Below are 14043 nucleotides of genomic sequence, written 5' to 3' on the forward strand. Positions count from 1 at the left end.
ATATGGCCATGCAACTGATTCCGTCTCACTGGGTAGTGCGCCGCTCCACCCCCTTCTTCACCCGCCAGAACGTGCCCCAGGCCCTGCTCACCCACCACAACACCGCGGCCGGGGTGTTCGGCCAGCTCTGCGTGATGGAGGGCACCGTCACCTATCACGGCTTTGCCGACGAGCAGGCCGAGGAGCCTGAGCTGAGCCTGGTGATCCGGGCCGGGGAGTTTGCCACCAGCCCGCCCCAGTACTGGCACAGGGTCGAGCTGTCGGAAGATGCCCGCTTCAACATCCACTTCTGGGCCGAGCAGGCCGAATCCGACCAGCCGCTGTTCAACAGCCGCAAGGCATAAGGTTCAACCATGGGGAGGGGCATTGGGCGCAAATGTCCCCCTCTGCCCATGCAGATCAAAATAATCAATTCAGATGTCCGTTATCCTTGCCGCCAGTGGTAGATGAGGCAGTGAGGGAAACATGAGCGTGATCGAAGCCGTGACCATGGCCGCCGGCCTGGCCTATCTGGTGCTGCTGGCGTGGCAGGCGCGATCGGGTTGGCAGTGGCGTCTTGCCCTCGGCCTGCTGCTCATGCTCTGGTTGCTGGCGGCGGACAGCCTGCTCTGGTTCGGCGTGGGGCTGGTAGCCGGGGTGCTTGCCCTCTGGCACCAGCGGCGGCCGCTGCCCGCCCTCGAGGCGCTCGACAGCCAGTGGCTGCGGACGCGCACGCGCCAGCTGCTGTTGCTCTGCTGGGGGCTGGTGACGCTGCAATACGGCCTGCATGTCTGGCAGCTGGGGCAGGGGATGAGACCCTGGCTGTTGCGCCCGGATGTGGTGGACGGCTTCCTGCCCATCGCCGGCGGGCTCGGGCTGCGGGCTTGGCTCGGGCAGGGGCTGGTGGATCCGCACCATCCGGCGGCCACCGTCACCGTGCTGGTGCTCTCGCTGTCGGCCCTGCTGCTGGGGCGGGCGTTCTGTGCCTGGTTCTGCCCGCTCGGGTTGGTAGGCGAGTGGCTGCACGGCCTGCGCAGTCGATGGCTGGCGGGGGAGTGGACGCCACCGCGCTGGCTTGATGTCGTGTTGCGTGGCCAGAAGTTTCTGGTGCTCGCCTTTCTGCTGTTTATCGTGCTGATCGCGGTGCCAAGCGCCGCCCTGCCCGGCTACTTCACCAGCCCCTACCATCAGGCGGCGGACATGAAGATGGGGGCCTTCTTCTTCAACCTGACCCTGGTCTCGGGTCTGTGCCTTGGCTGGGTGCTGCTGCTCACTGCCACCTTCCGGCAAGGGTTCTGCCGCTACCTTTGTCCCTATGGCGCCTGGCTGGCCCTGCTCGGCCTGCTGACCCCACTGCGCATTCGCCGTGACCCGGCTCGCTGCCTGCGCAGTGCGGGCCACGACTGCGACAAGTGCAGCCGGGCCTGCCCGTCGCGCATCCAGGTGCACCAGCTCATCGCGGTGCGCAGTCTCGAGTGCACCAGCTGCCTGAGCTGCGTGGCCGCCTGCCCCAAGCGGGCCGATGCGCTGCACTTGGGCACGCGGGGGCGCCGGCTCGCGCCTCGCCAGCTGCTGGGGCTGCTCTGCCTGTTGCTGCTGGTGCTGCCGCTGCTCGCTTACGGCCTGCTGGGGATCTGGGTCAGCCAGACGCCGCTGGCAGATCGCGCCCACCTGCTGCAACTATTGCCGCAACTCACTCATTGAGTCACAAGGAGCCAGTTGCAGGCTGTCTGCGAAGGGCCCGTTGGGCAGCCTGAACATGCACCCGCATTTGATACCTGAGGAGTAGCAGGGTAAAGTCCCTTCCCCGACATGCGGCCCTGCTGCCGTGTCGGGCCGGCAGCCCGCCTTGAGCGCACCTTGCTTCCCTTGCGAAGCAGCTAGCGCCGGGCGCCGGCACCTAGATGAGCGCGATCTACCATGACAACCGGCGTAGCAAATGCAACGGTCCGCGGTCGCGATCAGATCCACAATCGTCTTTGGAGAAGTAAATGGGACAGAAACCATCGTTGGTGGGCGGGGCATGCATCATTGCCGGCGTCTGTGTAGGGGCCGGCATGCTGGGCTTGCCGAGTGCGGGGGCGGGCGCCTGGACCATCTGGTCGGTGCTGGCCATCACCCTGACCATGATCGTGATGACGCTCTCCGGCTGGATGCTGCTGGAGTCCTATCAGGGCTATCCGCTGCGCGTGTCGTTCGATACCGTTACCCGCGAACTGCTGGGGGAGAAGCTCAACGCCCTCAACAACCTTACCGTCTATTTCGTCGGCGGCATCCTGCTCTACGCCTACATCACCTCGGCCGGCCTCATCATCGACGGCATGACCGGCATCGGCAGCCAGTGGGGCTCAATCCTGTTTACCCTGGGCTTCTCCGGCCTGGTGTGGCACTCCACCCGGGCGGTGGATCGCATCTCAGTGGTGCTGGTCATCGCCATGGGGCTGAGCTTCGTGTTCGGCATCTCTGGCCTGTCGCTCAACATCAAGCCGACCCTGCTGTTCGACACCCTGAGCGAGCACGCCAGCTATGCCCCCTATGCGCTGGCCATGCTGCCGGTGGCGCTCACCTCGTTCGGTTATCACCACTCGGTGTCGTCCATGCGCGCTTACTACGGTGAGGAGCGCCGCGCCCGTTACGCCATCCTCGGCGGCACCGCCATCGCGCTGCTGTTCTACCTCATCTGGCTGGTGAGCGTGTTCGGCAACCTGCCGCGCAGCGAGTTCGGCCCCGTGGTAGCCCAGGGCGGCAACGTCGACGTGCTGCTCAAGGCCTTGGCCTCGGTGATCGAATCCGAGGCGGTCGCCAGCGCCCTCAACCTCTTCTCCATGGCTGCCATCCTCTCCTCCTTCATCGGGGTGGGGCTGGGGGTGTTCGACTATCTGGCGGATCTGTTCAAGTTCGACAACGGCCGAGGCGGCCGCGCCAAGTCGTGGGCGGCCACCTTCCTGCCGCCGCTGCTGCTCTCCCTGCTGTTCCCGTTCGGCTTCCTGATGGCCATCGGTTACGCGGGCGCCGTGGCTACCCTGTGGACCTGCATCATCCCGGCCCTGCTGGCCTGGAAGGTGCGCGCCGGCAAGGGCAAGCAAGGGGACAAACAGGGGGGCTTCCGGGCGCCGGGCGGCATGCCGATGATCGCCGGCGTCTTCCTGTTCGGGGTACTGACCGCGGCGTTCCACCTGCTCAACATGGCGGGCATGCTGCCCGTCTACACCGGCTGATCCCCCGGCCTGCTCCGGCAGACTGCGACAAAAAACGGCGCCTGATGGCGCCGTTTTTTTATGATGCAGCGCAGGCGGCCACCTGTGGTGCTACTGCCGGTAGCGGGCGGCGGTGATGAACTGGCCGAAGGTCTCGCACCAGATGATCACGCTGTCGTAGTCGGCCGGGTTCACATCGGCAGGCAGGGGGACGATAAAGTTGTCGAAGGTCTTCACCGGCCCGATTTTCACCATCTTCTCCTTCAGGCGGGCAAAGTCGGCCTCGGTCTCAACGAAGGTGGGTGACAGGTAGAGCTGGTAGTCGGGGCCGGGCGCCAGCTTGCCCATCAGGCTGATGGCATCGGGCCCGATGCTGACCGGCCCTTCGCCCCAGTGCAGCCGGTCGCTGTCTTGTAGATCCCGGCGAAAGGTGCCGTGAAAACTGGCCTGAGCCTGCCGGGCGGCAACCTGCTCGTTGGCGGGGGCGGGTGGTGCGATCAGGATCGGCAGGGCATAGATGCCGGCCGCAAAGCCGGCGGCGCCCACCAGCAGATGGCTAGCCAGCAGCAGGGCCAGGGTTTTGCGTTGCATGACTGTCTCGGTCGTTGATTAATTGATGGCACCACCCTACCAGCAGGCCGCCGTCATGCCTACCCCGGGATGGGCATGACGGTGGTTGCACGGGCATAGCGTGGGCGGGGTTTACTGGATGCTGACCGCCAGGGTGTGGGGCACCTGCTCGCCGCGGCGGGCGGAGGCACGCATCTGATAGACCTGGATCAGGTACTTGCCGGAGGTGGGCAGGGCGCCTTGCCACTGACCATCGCCATCGTTGCGACCGATCGCCTCGGCCTGGCCGGGTTGGGCGCCGGGGGCGAAGACATTGAAGTTGGCGTTGCTGCTGCCGCCGATCTTGACCGTCATGGTCTGGCCCGCCTTGGCCACCAGGGTGTAATGGATGGTGTCATAGCCGGTGAAGCTGCCTTTGAGCTGGGCGCTGTGGGCCCCCTTGGCAAACTGCACCGGAACCGTGGTGACCTTGTCGGCGGCCTGCGCACCGGCGGCCATGGTGACGGCCAGCAGGGCGGCCTGGATTGCTCGTTTCATCGCTGCACCTCGTGAAGGGGCCCTGTCACCCTGGCAGAGCCGCCCCGACAAGATATGCCCAATTCGGTGGGCTGCCTACCCGGGTCAGAGGTATCGTCCCGGCCGAGTTGGCATGAACGGGTGAGATACCTGGCGGGAATATCCCGTGCAGCTTTGGATCAGACGCTGTGGGCGCGATGGCAATCCGATACCCTATGGCTCGGGTTCTTCTTTTATCACGGGAATGGAACATGCTGATCATCTTCAGTGGTTTGCCGGGTAGCGGGAAAAGCACCATCGCACGAGCGCTGGCCCAGCGGCTGGGCGCCGTCTACCTGCGCATTGATACCATAGAGCAGGCCATTCGTGACGCCGACCAGACAAACAAGGAGATGGGGCCCGCCGGGTATTTCGTTGCCTATGAGCTGGCCAGAGAGAACCTGGCACTTGGCTCGATCGTCATCACGGATTCCGTTAACCCCATACAGCTCACCCGGGATGCTTACCACGACATCGCCCTCTCGGTCGGGGTGCCCTGTCTCGATATCGAGGTGATCTGCTCCAATCCGAAGCTGCATCGCGAGCGGGTCGAGAACCGGACGATGGATATCGAGGGGCTGGCATTGCCGGATTGGCAGGCGGTGATCGAGCGCGACTATCAACCCTGGGACAGGAAGCGTCTGGTGCTGGATAGCGCCACCCTGTCGGTCACCCAGAGCGTGGAAAAGATTGTCGCCGCGTTGGCACAGGAATCGTAGGTTTGATTAGCGCAGCGTAATCGGACGAACGAGAGGCTTTGATTGCATTTGTTGCCGTGGATCAGCGGCGGCCAGCCGGAGGAGAGAATTAGGCTGGCCGTTATGGTGGGAGAATCCATCTACGCGAATGTCCGATTACGCCTGACGGCTAATCGAACCTACGGGCTGCTCGGGTGAGGGAAAAATAGGTAGGTGTCACAGTTTTTAATTGTGTTAATGTGTTTTTATTAAATGTGTTCAGGGATATGAGTAGCAATTATGGATATTGTTGATTTTATAAGACAATTCATTTTTGAGTTATCAGTGCAATTAAAATCATCAAACTTATACCTCACGATCTTTGCCGCTTTATTAGGTGCGGTGGTCGGCGCACTACTTACAATCTTTGTATCGCTTCTCTCGGGATTTCTGAATAAATTAAGCTATAACAAGTCGGTCAGAATGCAAATTCATGATTTAACCGAATCTAATATCATGCGATGTCAAATTAATATAGGTGTTCTAGATAATGAGATAGATGGATTATCTTCTCGGGGAAAATTCACATTGAATGGTCTTGCTTTGCTGCAAGACTACGAAAATACGTTACTTTATGCACCTGCAAAATTTAGACCTGCAGAGTTTTTTTTAATCCGCATGCAAACCACAGCATTGAACTCACATCATGCGCAACTAGCGTCAATGCTAGAACAAAGAGCTAGGCTAGATATAGAGATTAGAAAAGCCTCCCACGGTGAGCAGGAGTGGGAATTAACAGGGCTAAGGCTCGAATATGATAGGCACCTTAAAAATAAGTTTTCTGAGATACAAGAGTTTACAAAAGCCCTTAGAGATTATGTTGACCTTGGATGCCTCAAGCGATTTATTATGAATTTCATTCCCTTGAGAGTGATTCAAAAAAGTCCATGGAAGTGATCATGGAGACTCCAACTCAGACCAACTAACTGGCACTCTACATCGCATGGGCGGACCTATTAGGTAGAGCCATTGATCACTTCTTAATCGCCACACTTCCTGTTTTATTAGTGAATGTTAAATATATTGGTAAGGACTCAATAAAAACGGCGCCTTACGGCGCCGTTTTTAATATCACTTACTCAACCAACATCACTGCAGCAGGGAGATATCCGCGACTTGCAGGAACAGGTTGCGCAGGTTGTTCAGCAGCGCCAGACGGTTGGCCTTGAGGGCTTCGTCGTCGGCCATCACCATGACTTCGTTGAAGAAGGTGTCGACCGGCTCGCGCAGGGCGGCCAGACGGGTGAGGGCAGCCTGATAGTCACCGGCGGCGAACAGCGGGGCCAGTTCGGCTTGCAGTTCGGCAACCTGGGTGGCCAGCGCCTTCTCGGCGGCATCGGCCAGCAGTTCCGGTTTGACGGCGGTCGGCAACTCGCCTTCGACCTTGGCCAGAATGTTGCTCACGCGCTTGTTGGCGGCAGCCAGTGCCAGGGCGGCATCCAGCGTGCGGAAGTGGCTGACGGCCTTGACCCGGCGATCGAAGTCGAGCGGACGGGTCGGGCGGCGGGCCAGTACGGCCAGCACCACGTCGGCACCGATGCCTTCGTCCTGATAGGCGGCGCGGAAGCGGCCCAGCATAAAGTCGACCACGTCGGTGACGACGGTTTTGTTGGTCAGCTTGTCGCCGTAGACGCGTACCGCTTCTTCAACCAGTTCAACCAGATCCAGATCCAGCTGCTTCTCGGTCATGATGCGCAGGGCACCGATGGCGGCGCGACGCAGGGCGAACGGGTCCTTGTCACCCTTGGGCAGCATGCCGATGCCGAAGATACCGGCCAGGGTGTCGAACTTGTCGGCCAGCGCGACGGCGCAGGCAACCAGACCGGACGGCAGGGCATCACCGGCAAAGCGCGGCATGTACTGCTCGTTGAGGGCCACGGCAACAGCTTCGTCTTCGCCATCGTGACGGGCGTAGTGCATCCCCATGACACCCTGGGTGTCGGTGAACTCGCCGACCATGTTGGTCATCAGATCACACTTGGAGAGCAGACCGGCACGCTTGGCCTGAGCCACATCGGCGCCGATGCGCTCGGCGATAAAGCCGGCGACGGTCTCGATGCGCTCGACCTTGGCCTTGACGGTGCCCAGCTGTTGCTGGAACAGCACGGTTTCAAGGCGCGGCAGGCGGGAGGCCAGAGTCTGCTTGAGGTCGGTCTTGAAGAAGAACTCGGCGTCAGAGAGACGGGGGCGAACCACCTTCTCGTTGCCGCTGATGATCTGGCTCGGGTCTTTGGATTCGATGTTGGTGACGAAGATGAACTTCGGCATCAGCTTGCCGTTCTTGTCGTAGACCGGGAAGTACTTCTGGTCACCCTTCATGGTGTGCACCAGCGCCTCGGCCGGCACGGCCAGGAACTTCTCTTCGAAGTTGGCGGTCAGTACCACCGGCCACTCGACCAGTGCGGTCACTTCTTCCAGCAGGGCGTCGTCCAGATCGGCCACGCCACCGAAGGCGGCAGCGGCCGCTTCGGCGTCAGCCTTGATCTTGGCCTTGCGTGCCATGAAGTCGGCAATCACCATGCCGCGCTCCTGCAGGATCTGCGGGTACTGGCTGGCGTTGTCGATGGTGAACTCGCTCTCGCCCATAAAGCGGTGACCGCGAAGGGTGCGGGCAGAGTCGATACCCAGAATGTGAGCGGGAACCAGCTCGCCATCCAGCAGCAGGGTCACGGTGAAGACCGGACGCACGAACTGGATGGTCTTGTCGCCCCAGCGCATCATCTTCGGGATCGGCAGTTTGGCCAGCGCTTGGTTAACCAGTTCGCCCAGCAGATCGACGGCCGGACGGCCTTCGACCTTGGCTGTGTGCACCAGCCACTCGCCCTTGTCGGTGACCAGACGCTCGGCCTGTTCAACGGTGATGCCATTGCCACGGGCCCAGCCTTCGGCAGCCTTGGTCGGCTTGCCTTCGGCATCGAACGCCTGCGCCACGGCCGGGCCGCGCTTCTCGACGCTCTTGCTCGGCTGTTCGCCAGCCAGCTCGCTCACTTTCAGCGCCAGACGTCGCGGGGAGGCAAACCACTCGACGTCGCCAAAGGCCAGATCGGCCTTGGTCAGCTCGGCTTTGAAGTTGTCGGCAAAGGCTTCGGCCAGGGAGCGCAGGGCTTTGGGCGGCAGCTCAGCAGTACCGATCTCTACCAGAAATGTATGTTGTGCCATGTCCGTTCCTTAACCTTGCTTGTTCTCACTGCGCTGACACATAGGGAAGCCCAGCGCTTCGCGGGAGGCGTAGTATGCCTCCGCCACGGCCTTGGTCAGGGTGCGAATGCGCAGGATGTAGCGCTGACGCTCGGTGACCGAGATGGCCTTGCGGGCATCCAGCAGGTTGAAGGAGTGAGCGGCCTTGAGGATGCGCTCGTAGGCAGGCAGCGGCAGCGGTTTTTCCAGTGCCAGCAGGTTCTGGGCTTCCTTCTCGTACTGCTCGAAGCAGTGGAACAGGAACTCCACATCGGCGTGTTCGAAGTTGTAGGTGGATTGCTCCACTTCGTTCTGGTGGAACACGTCGCCATAGGTGGTCTTGCCCAGCGGGCCGTCAGACCAGACCAGATCGTAGACGCTGTCCACACCTTGGATGTACATGGCCAGACGCTCGAGACCGTAGGTGATCTCGCCGGTGACCGGCTTGCACTCGAGGCCGCCAACTTGCTGGAAGTAGGTGAACTGGGTCACTTCCATGCCGTTCAGCCACACTTCCCAACCCAGACCCCAGGCACCCAGAGTCGGGTTTTCCCAGTTGTCTTCCACGAAGCGGATGTCGTGGATTTCAGGATCCATACCCAGCTCTTTCAGGGAGCCCAGATAGAGTTCCTGAATGTTGTCGGGGGAAGGCTTGATGATCACCTGGAACTGATAGTAGTGCTGCAGGCGGTTCGGGTTTTCACCGTAGCGGCCGTCAGTCGGACGGCGGGACGGTTGCACGTAGGCGCAGGCGATGGGCTCGGGGCCCAGGGCGCGCAGGCAGGTCATGGGGTGAGAAGTACCGGCACCCACTTCCATATCCAGCGGCTGAATGATGGTACAGCCCTGGCGGGACCAATAGTCCTGCAGCTGCAGGATCAGGCCCTGAAAGGTTTTGACATCGAATTTTTGCATAATTTTTTTCGCGCGAAATGAAATCAGAGCAAGATTTGCTGAATGTGAACCGAAGGAGTATACCGTCTGGCATGGTCGGATAATAGGCGAAATTACAGCGGATTAATGTGATGGCGCTGCGCCGGGCCTGGGCGGGAGGGGTTGTCGGCACTCCCACGCCCGGGTTGGCATCGACCCCGGGGATTGGATGAAATGACAGGAGAGAGGGAATGGAGTTGCGTTGCGCCTGGGTGACCAAGGACCCGGAATACATCGAATACCATGACAAACAGTGGGGCAGGCCGGTGTATGACGCCCGCGAGCTGTTCGCCAAGCTTTGCCTCGACGGCCAGCAGGCGGGGCTGTCGTGGATCACCATCTTGAAGCGCACCGAGAGCTACCATCGCGCCTATGCGGATTTTGATCCGGTGCGCATCGCGCAGTTCGATGAGCAGGATGTGGCGCGGCTGATGCTGGACACCGGCATCATCCGCAACCGGCTCAAGGTGCAGTCGATCATCAAAAATGCCCGCGCCTATCTGGCGCTGGAGGCTGAAGGCGTCGACTTTGTCGATTATCTGTGGGGCTTCGTGGGCGGCGCCCCCATCGTCAACCAGCGCCAGGGCAACGGCGACATTCCGGCGACCTCAGCGGAGTCGGATGCCATGTCCAAGGCGCTCAAGAAACGCGGCTTCACCTTCGTCGGCAGCACCATCTGCTACGCCTTCATGCAGGCGGTGGGGATGGTGAACGATCATCTGGTGACCTGCCCCTGCCACGCCGAGTGCCAGCAGGAGCCTGCGCGCCAATAAACCGGGCGCAAGGCAAAAGAGAAGGGAGGCTGATGCCTCCCTTTTGCATATCGGCATGGCGTCAGCCATGGTGTCCGTCAGGCGATCCCGGCCTGACGCAGCGTGCCTGAGTACTGTTTGTCGACCTTGGAGATGTGGTTGAGCAGCCAGTTCTTGAGAAACACCAGCAGCTCCATGTTGAACTCCTCGTCATCCGTGCCGTTGCGCTGCATCAGGGTGTCGAGCTCCGCCAGCAGCCGGGCATGTTCCTGCTTGTGGCGGCGCAGCTCGGGGTAGCCCGCCTGCTCCATCACGCGCTCCTCGTCGGCGAAGTGCTGGGTGGCGAGCTTGAGCAGCTCGTCGAGCCGCTGTTTGCGCAGCTGGGCCGGGCTCTTGTCGAGCACCGCCTGGTAGAGCCGGTTCATCGCCTCGAACAAGCCCAGATGCTGGCTGTCCATGCTGGGCACCTGCACCATGAAGGCCTCGTTCCAGTGCAGCAGCTCCTGATCCTGGCTGGCTGAGCCTGCCTTGCTGACGTCGAACTGATCGCTGATGAGGCCGATCTCCTCGTTGGCCTGGTTCATGTCCCGGGTGTGGCTGCGGCTCTGGCGCGCCAGCTCCAGGCATTCGCGGGCGATGCTGGCGACCTCCATCACATTGCGGTTGGTCTCTTCGGTGACCTGGGCCTGCTGGCCGGCGGCGGTGGCGATGTGGCCGTTCATGTCGTTGACCCGGGTGATGGCTTCGACGATGGAGGTCAGGGTCTCGCCGGTACCCGCTGCCTGGTTGACCGCCTGTTCGCTCACGTTGCGGGTGGTGTGCATGGTGGTCACCGCGTGGCGGGTGTTGTGCTGCAGCGCCTCGATACGCTGCTGGATGTCGACGGTGGCGGCCTGGGTGCGAGTTGCCAGCTGGCGCACCTCGTCGGCGACCACCGCGAAGCCGCGGCCCTGCTCACCGGCGCGGGCCGCCTCGATGGCGGCGTTGAGCGCCAGCAGGTTGGTCTGTTCCGAGATGGTGCGGATCACCTGCAGGATGTTGCCGATCTGGGTGCTCTCCTGATCCAGCTGGGTCACTTCCCCGGCGGATTGCTCGATGTGGTCGGCCACCTGCCGGATCAGGGAGATGGTCTGGCTCACCTGCCGCTGGCCGTCGTGGGCCTGCTGCTGGGTGAGCAGGGTATCCTGGCTGGCCTGCTCGGTGTTGTGCTCGATGTTGTGGACGGTGGCGGTCATCTCGTTGATGGCGGTCGCCAGCATGTCGGTGTTCTGCTGGGCCTGCTGCATGCTGCTGAGAGTGCTGCCGGAGTGCGACATCAGCAGGGCCATCTTGTCGTGGGTCTTGCGCGAAACCTGCTGCACCGTACCGATCAGGCTGTCGATATTGCCGAGGAAGCGGTTGAACACCTCCGCCAGATAGGCGAACTCGTCCTTGCCCTGGCTGTGCAGCCGGAAGGTGAGGTTGTGGCTGTGGTTGGCCAGTTCGACCAGCTGACCCATCAGATGTTGCAGCGGGCCGACGGTCTTGAAGTAGATGAGCAGCAGCATCAACAGGATGATGGCCAGGCTGACGGCCAGCTGCAGCATGTCCTGATGCTGCAGGGCCTCGCTCTGGCCGCGGATATCCTGCTCCCGTTGCTGGAACTGGTGTTGCTGCTGTTCCAGCACCGCTTCGACCTGGCTGGCGATGTTGTCGGTGAGGGCGTCAAACCCTTCGGTCGGCTGCTTCATCAGCTGGTTGCCGGCCTCGCGCCCCTCTTTCAGATAGATATCCACCATCCGCTTGCCGATCTCCAGCTGGCGGGCCAGCAGCGGGGTGAGCGGCGCTTTCAGCTGCGGCAGCCGCTCCAGCAACTGGCGGGCCGCCTGGGCATGCTGTTCGGCCTCGCCGATGGAGTCCATCTCGCCGGAGACGGCGGCATCGGTCAGGAACTGCTGGACCTGGGTGGTGTGATAACGCAGCTCCTGCAGGGCGATCTGCTCGTTGGCACTGACGATGAGCTGGTTGGGCAGCTCACCGAGGCGGGCGGTCAGGCTGCTGCGCCAGAGCCCGGCCAGCGCCATGGTGATCAGAATGATGAGGCTGGCACTCAACAGCAGGTGCCGGATCGAGACGTTGCGAAGCAGTGCGGACATGAGAGACCTCTGAGCACTATTGATGGTGCATTCAATAGTAGCCAAAGGGGGCGCATTTTGGTCCGTTGCACAAGGAGATAGGTCACAGTTGCGAGCTTGATCCGGTTACCGGTTCAGGCGGCATCCAGCCGGCCTGCAGATACTGGGGGGTGGGCAGAGAGGAGCGTGATGTTGATAACGTCACACCTTGGCACACCTCTGGGGTAGAATGCGCCCTCTTTGGATTTGAGTCGGTTTTTTTAGAGGTTTTTCATGCATTTCAAGACACTTGTTCCCGCCGTTGCCCTGCTCGTAGCCCTGACCGGCTGTACCACCAACCCCTACACTGGCGAATCCCAGACCTCCAAGGGCGCCTGGGGCGCGCTGGCTGGCGCGGCCACTGGCGCTGCCGTGGGCGCGCTCTCCTCCAGCAAGGGTGACCGCAAGAAGGGGATCCTGACCGGCGTGGCTGCCGGCGCCGCTCTGGGTGGCGGTATCGGCTACTACATGGACGTGCAGGAAGCCAAGCTGCGCGAGAAGCTGCAGGGCACCGGTGTCAGCGTGACCCGCAACGGTGACCAGCTGATCCTCAACATGCCGAACAACGTCACCTTCGACAGCTCCAGCGCCCAGCTGAAAGCGGCCGGTGCCAACACCCTGTCCGGCGTGGCCATGGTGGTCGGTGAGTTCGACAAGACCCGCCTGAACGTGGTCGGTCACACCGACAGCACAGGTTCCCGCGAGCTGAACATGAAGCTCTCCGCCCAGCGCGCCGATGCCGTCGCCGCCCAGTTGATCGGCCAAGGTGTGACCGGCAGCCGTATCTCCACCAGCGGCGTGGGCCCGGATCAGCCGGTAGCCACCAACAGCACCGCCGAAGGCAAGGCCCAGAACCGTCGGGTGACCATCACCCTGACCCCGACCGCCTAAGCAGTCCGGTTCGCAGCCATGAAAAAGGCCCCGCCAGCGATGGCGGGGCCTTTTGTATTGGAGCCGTTGCGAGCAATGGCACCTTGTTCTTTGCTCCCTTCTCCCCTTGTGGGAGAAGGGCCGGAGATGAGGGGATAACTGCCTCTTAGACAGCTGCAGTGAGCTGCACTTCCACCTTGTAGCCTTCGTGGGCTAGGCGGGCCTGCACGCAGGCTCTGACCGGGGCTGTGTTGGCATCAGGGGAGCCAGGCATCCCGTTTTGCTTAGACAGCTGCAGTCAGCTGAACTTCGACCTTGTAGCCTTCGTGGGCCAGGCGGGCCTGCACGCAGGCACGGACCGGGGCTGTGTCGGCATCAGGGGAGCCAGGCATCCCGCTTTGCTTAGACGGCTGCAGTGAGCTGCACTTCGACCTTGTAGCCTTCGTGGGCGAGGCGGGCCTGTACGCAGGCACGGACCGGCGCGGTGCCCGCCGGGATCCAGGCATCCCACTGCTCGTTGAAGGCCGCGATGTCCGCAATGTCCTTGAGATAGATGTTGGCCATCAGGATCTTGTCGACGCCGGAGCCGTTGGCCTCCAGCAGGCGCTGCAGGCTTGCCAGCACTTCACGGGTTTGCTGGTGAATATCGGCGGTATCGGTGGCGGGCACTTCCACCACGTAGAGGGTGCCGTTGTGAATGACCACGTCAGACCAACGCTGGGTGGTGCCGATTCGGGTAATGGCTGGCATGGATTGCTCCGGTGTTGGGGCTCACTGACCCTTGCGGATCAGATAGCGGTAAGGGGCCTGCTCTGTCTCGCTGGCGACCAGGGTGTGATCCATGAAGCGGCAGAAACTGGGGATGTCGCGGGTGGTTGAGGGGTCGTCGGCACTGACCAGCAGGGTCTCCCCGTCAGCCATCAGCCGCACTTTTTTACGCACCATCATCACTGGCTCGGGGCAACGAAGCCCGATTGCGTCCAACTCGTGAGTCGCGTCGCAGAATAAAGCACTCATCAATAATCAACCTTCAACCAAATCAGCTGCCAATGATACTCACGGCGAAAAAATAATCAAACCACTCCGGCAACTGGCAGCATATGTAACCAAAGTGTTATCT

14 protein-coding genes are annotated in these 14043 nt (G+C 61.6%); 7 read left to right on the plus strand and 7 right to left on the minus strand.

Annotation, left to right across the window (positions count from 1 at the left end):
• Positions 1-2: 2 nt before the first annotated feature.
• The 3 genes from OKC44_RS20400 to OKC44_RS20410 all read left to right on the plus strand — a co-directional run bounded on the left by OKC44_RS20400 (position 3) and on the right by OKC44_RS20410 (position 3197).
• A complete protein-coding gene (locus OKC44_RS20400; protein WP_016348974.1) occupies positions 3-344 on the plus strand; it encodes a DUF1971 domain-containing protein in 342 nt (113 codons plus the stop codon).
• A gap of 121 nt (positions 345-465) precedes the next feature.
• On the plus strand, positions 466-1683 hold the full coding sequence (locus OKC44_RS20405; protein WP_270814809.1) for a 4Fe-4S binding protein: 1218 nt from the start codon (positions 466-468) through the stop codon (positions 1681-1683).
• A gap of 287 nt (positions 1684-1970) precedes the next feature.
• Entirely contained in the window at positions 1971-3197 is a 1227-nt protein-coding gene (locus tag OKC44_RS20410) for an aromatic amino acid transporter (RefSeq protein WP_270814811.1), read from the plus strand.
• A 90-nt stretch (positions 3198-3287) separates the two neighbouring features.
• Here OKC44_RS20410 and OKC44_RS20415 read toward each other — a convergent pair whose 3' ends face one another.
• Positions 3288-3767 carry a DM13 domain-containing protein gene (locus OKC44_RS20415; RefSeq protein WP_270814813.1) on the minus strand — a complete coding sequence of 160 codons (480 nt, stop codon included), beginning with the start codon at positions 3765-3767 and terminating at the stop codon, positions 3288-3290.
• Between the two features lie 111 nt (positions 3768-3878).
• Positions 3879-4283, minus strand: coding sequence for a g-type lysozyme inhibitor (locus OKC44_RS20420; protein ID WP_073348582.1), 405 nt, complete (start codon positions 4281-4283; stop codon positions 3879-3881).
• Between the two features lie 230 nt (positions 4284-4513).
• Here OKC44_RS20420 and OKC44_RS20425 point away from each other — a divergent pair, with 230 nt between their 5' ends.
• Both OKC44_RS20425 and OKC44_RS20430 read left to right on the plus strand, forming a co-directional pair.
• Complete coding sequence (locus OKC44_RS20425; protein ID WP_270814815.1) at positions 4514-5020, plus strand: AAA family ATPase; 507 nt, start codon at positions 4514-4516, stop codon at positions 5018-5020.
• Between the two features lie 258 nt (positions 5021-5278).
• Complete coding sequence (locus tag OKC44_RS20430) at positions 5279-5935, plus strand: hypothetical protein (protein WP_270814817.1); 657 nt, start codon at positions 5279-5281, stop codon at positions 5933-5935.
• A gap of 192 nt (positions 5936-6127) precedes the next feature.
• Here OKC44_RS20430 and glyS read toward each other — a convergent pair whose 3' ends face one another.
• Positions 6128-8197, minus strand: a complete 2070-nt coding sequence (gene glyS / locus OKC44_RS20435) for a glycine--tRNA ligase subunit beta (RefSeq protein ID WP_270814820.1) — start codon at positions 8195-8197, stop codon at positions 6128-6130.
• A 9-nt stretch (positions 8198-8206) separates the two neighbouring features.
• Complete coding sequence (gene glyQ / locus OKC44_RS20440) at positions 8207-9130, minus strand: glycine--tRNA ligase subunit alpha (RefSeq protein ID WP_005339464.1); 924 nt, start codon at positions 9128-9130, stop codon at positions 8207-8209.
• Positions 9131-9339: 209 nt separating this feature from the next.
• Between glyQ and OKC44_RS20445 the strand changes: the two genes are divergently transcribed.
• On the plus strand, positions 9340-9921 hold the full coding sequence (locus OKC44_RS20445) for a DNA-3-methyladenine glycosylase I (RefSeq protein ID WP_270814821.1): 582 nt from the start codon (positions 9340-9342) through the stop codon (positions 9919-9921).
• 77 nt (positions 9922-9998) lie between these two features.
• On the opposite strand, the gene OKC44_RS20450 is transcribed toward OKC44_RS20445, so the two are convergent.
• On the minus strand, positions 9999-12035 hold the full coding sequence (locus OKC44_RS20450) for a bacteriohemerythrin (protein WP_270814822.1): 2037 nt from the start codon (positions 12033-12035) through the stop codon (positions 9999-10001).
• A 252-nt stretch (positions 12036-12287) separates the two neighbouring features.
• Between OKC44_RS20450 and OKC44_RS20455 the strand changes: the two genes are divergently transcribed.
• Positions 12288-12944: an OmpA family lipoprotein gene (locus OKC44_RS20455; protein WP_011704158.1), complete on the plus strand. Its 657-nt coding sequence runs from the start codon at positions 12288-12290 to the stop codon at positions 12942-12944.
• A gap of 381 nt (positions 12945-13325) precedes the next feature.
• Here OKC44_RS20455 and OKC44_RS20470 read toward each other — a convergent pair whose 3' ends face one another.
• On the minus strand, positions 13326-13673 hold the full coding sequence (locus tag OKC44_RS20470; protein ID WP_029305235.1) for a RidA family protein: 348 nt from the start codon (positions 13671-13673) through the stop codon (positions 13326-13328).
• A gap of 21 nt (positions 13674-13694) precedes the next feature.
• Positions 13695-13940 carry a sulfurtransferase TusA gene (tusA, locus tag OKC44_RS20475; protein ID WP_005307416.1) on the minus strand — a complete coding sequence of 82 codons (246 nt, stop codon included), beginning with the start codon at positions 13938-13940 and terminating at the stop codon, positions 13695-13697.
• Positions 13941-14043 lie beyond the last annotated feature (103 nt).

It is taken from the genome of Aeromonas sp. S41-2 (assembly GCF_027705845.1).
Classification (GTDB): domain Bacteria; phylum Pseudomonadota; class Gammaproteobacteria; order Enterobacterales; family Aeromonadaceae; genus Aeromonas; species Aeromonas hydrophila.

What these genes read in the sequence shown, in the direction of transcription:
- OKC44_RS20400 (WP_016348974.1), top strand. Translation starts at nt 3, where the DNA reads ATGGCCATGCAACTGATTCCGTCTCACTGGGTAGTGCGCCGCTCCACC.
- OKC44_RS20405 (WP_270814809.1), top strand. Translation starts at nt 466, where the DNA reads ATGAGCGTGATCGAAGCCGTGACCATGGCCGCCGGCCTGGCCTATCTG.
- OKC44_RS20410 (WP_270814811.1), top strand. Translation starts at nt 1,971, where the DNA reads ATGGGACAGAAACCATCGTTGGTGGGCGGGGCATGCATCATTGCCGGC.
- OKC44_RS20415 (WP_270814813.1), bottom strand. Translation starts at nt 3,767, where the DNA reads ATGCAACGCAAAACCCTGGCCCTGCTGCTGGCTAGCCATCTGCTGGTG.
- OKC44_RS20420 (WP_073348582.1), bottom strand. Translation starts at nt 4,283, where the DNA reads ATGAAACGAGCAATCCAGGCCGCCCTGCTGGCCGTCACCATGGCCGCC.
- OKC44_RS20425 (WP_270814815.1), top strand. Translation starts at nt 4,514, where the DNA reads ATGCTGATCATCTTCAGTGGTTTGCCGGGTAGCGGGAAAAGCACCATC.
- OKC44_RS20430 (WP_270814817.1), top strand. Translation starts at nt 5,279, where the DNA reads ATGGATATTGTTGATTTTATAAGACAATTCATTTTTGAGTTATCAGTG.
- glyS (WP_270814820.1), bottom strand. Translation starts at nt 8,197, where the DNA reads ATGGCACAACATACATTTCTGGTAGAGATCGGTACTGCTGAGCTGCCG.
- glyQ (WP_005339464.1), bottom strand. Translation starts at nt 9,130, where the DNA reads ATGCAAAAATTCGATGTCAAAACCTTTCAGGGCCTGATCCTGCAGCTG.
- OKC44_RS20445 (WP_270814821.1), top strand. Translation starts at nt 9,340, where the DNA reads ATGGAGTTGCGTTGCGCCTGGGTGACCAAGGACCCGGAATACATCGAA.
- OKC44_RS20450 (WP_270814822.1), bottom strand. Translation starts at nt 12,035, where the DNA reads ATGTCCGCACTGCTTCGCAACGTCTCGATCCGGCACCTGCTGTTGAGT.
- OKC44_RS20455 (WP_011704158.1), top strand. Translation starts at nt 12,288, where the DNA reads ATGCATTTCAAGACACTTGTTCCCGCCGTTGCCCTGCTCGTAGCCCTG.
- OKC44_RS20470 (WP_029305235.1), bottom strand. Translation starts at nt 13,673, where the DNA reads ATGCCAGCCATTACCCGAATCGGCACCACCCAGCGTTGGTCTGACGTG.
- tusA (WP_005307416.1), bottom strand. Translation starts at nt 13,940, where the DNA reads ATGAGTGCTTTATTCTGCGACGCGACTCACGAGTTGGACGCAATCGGG.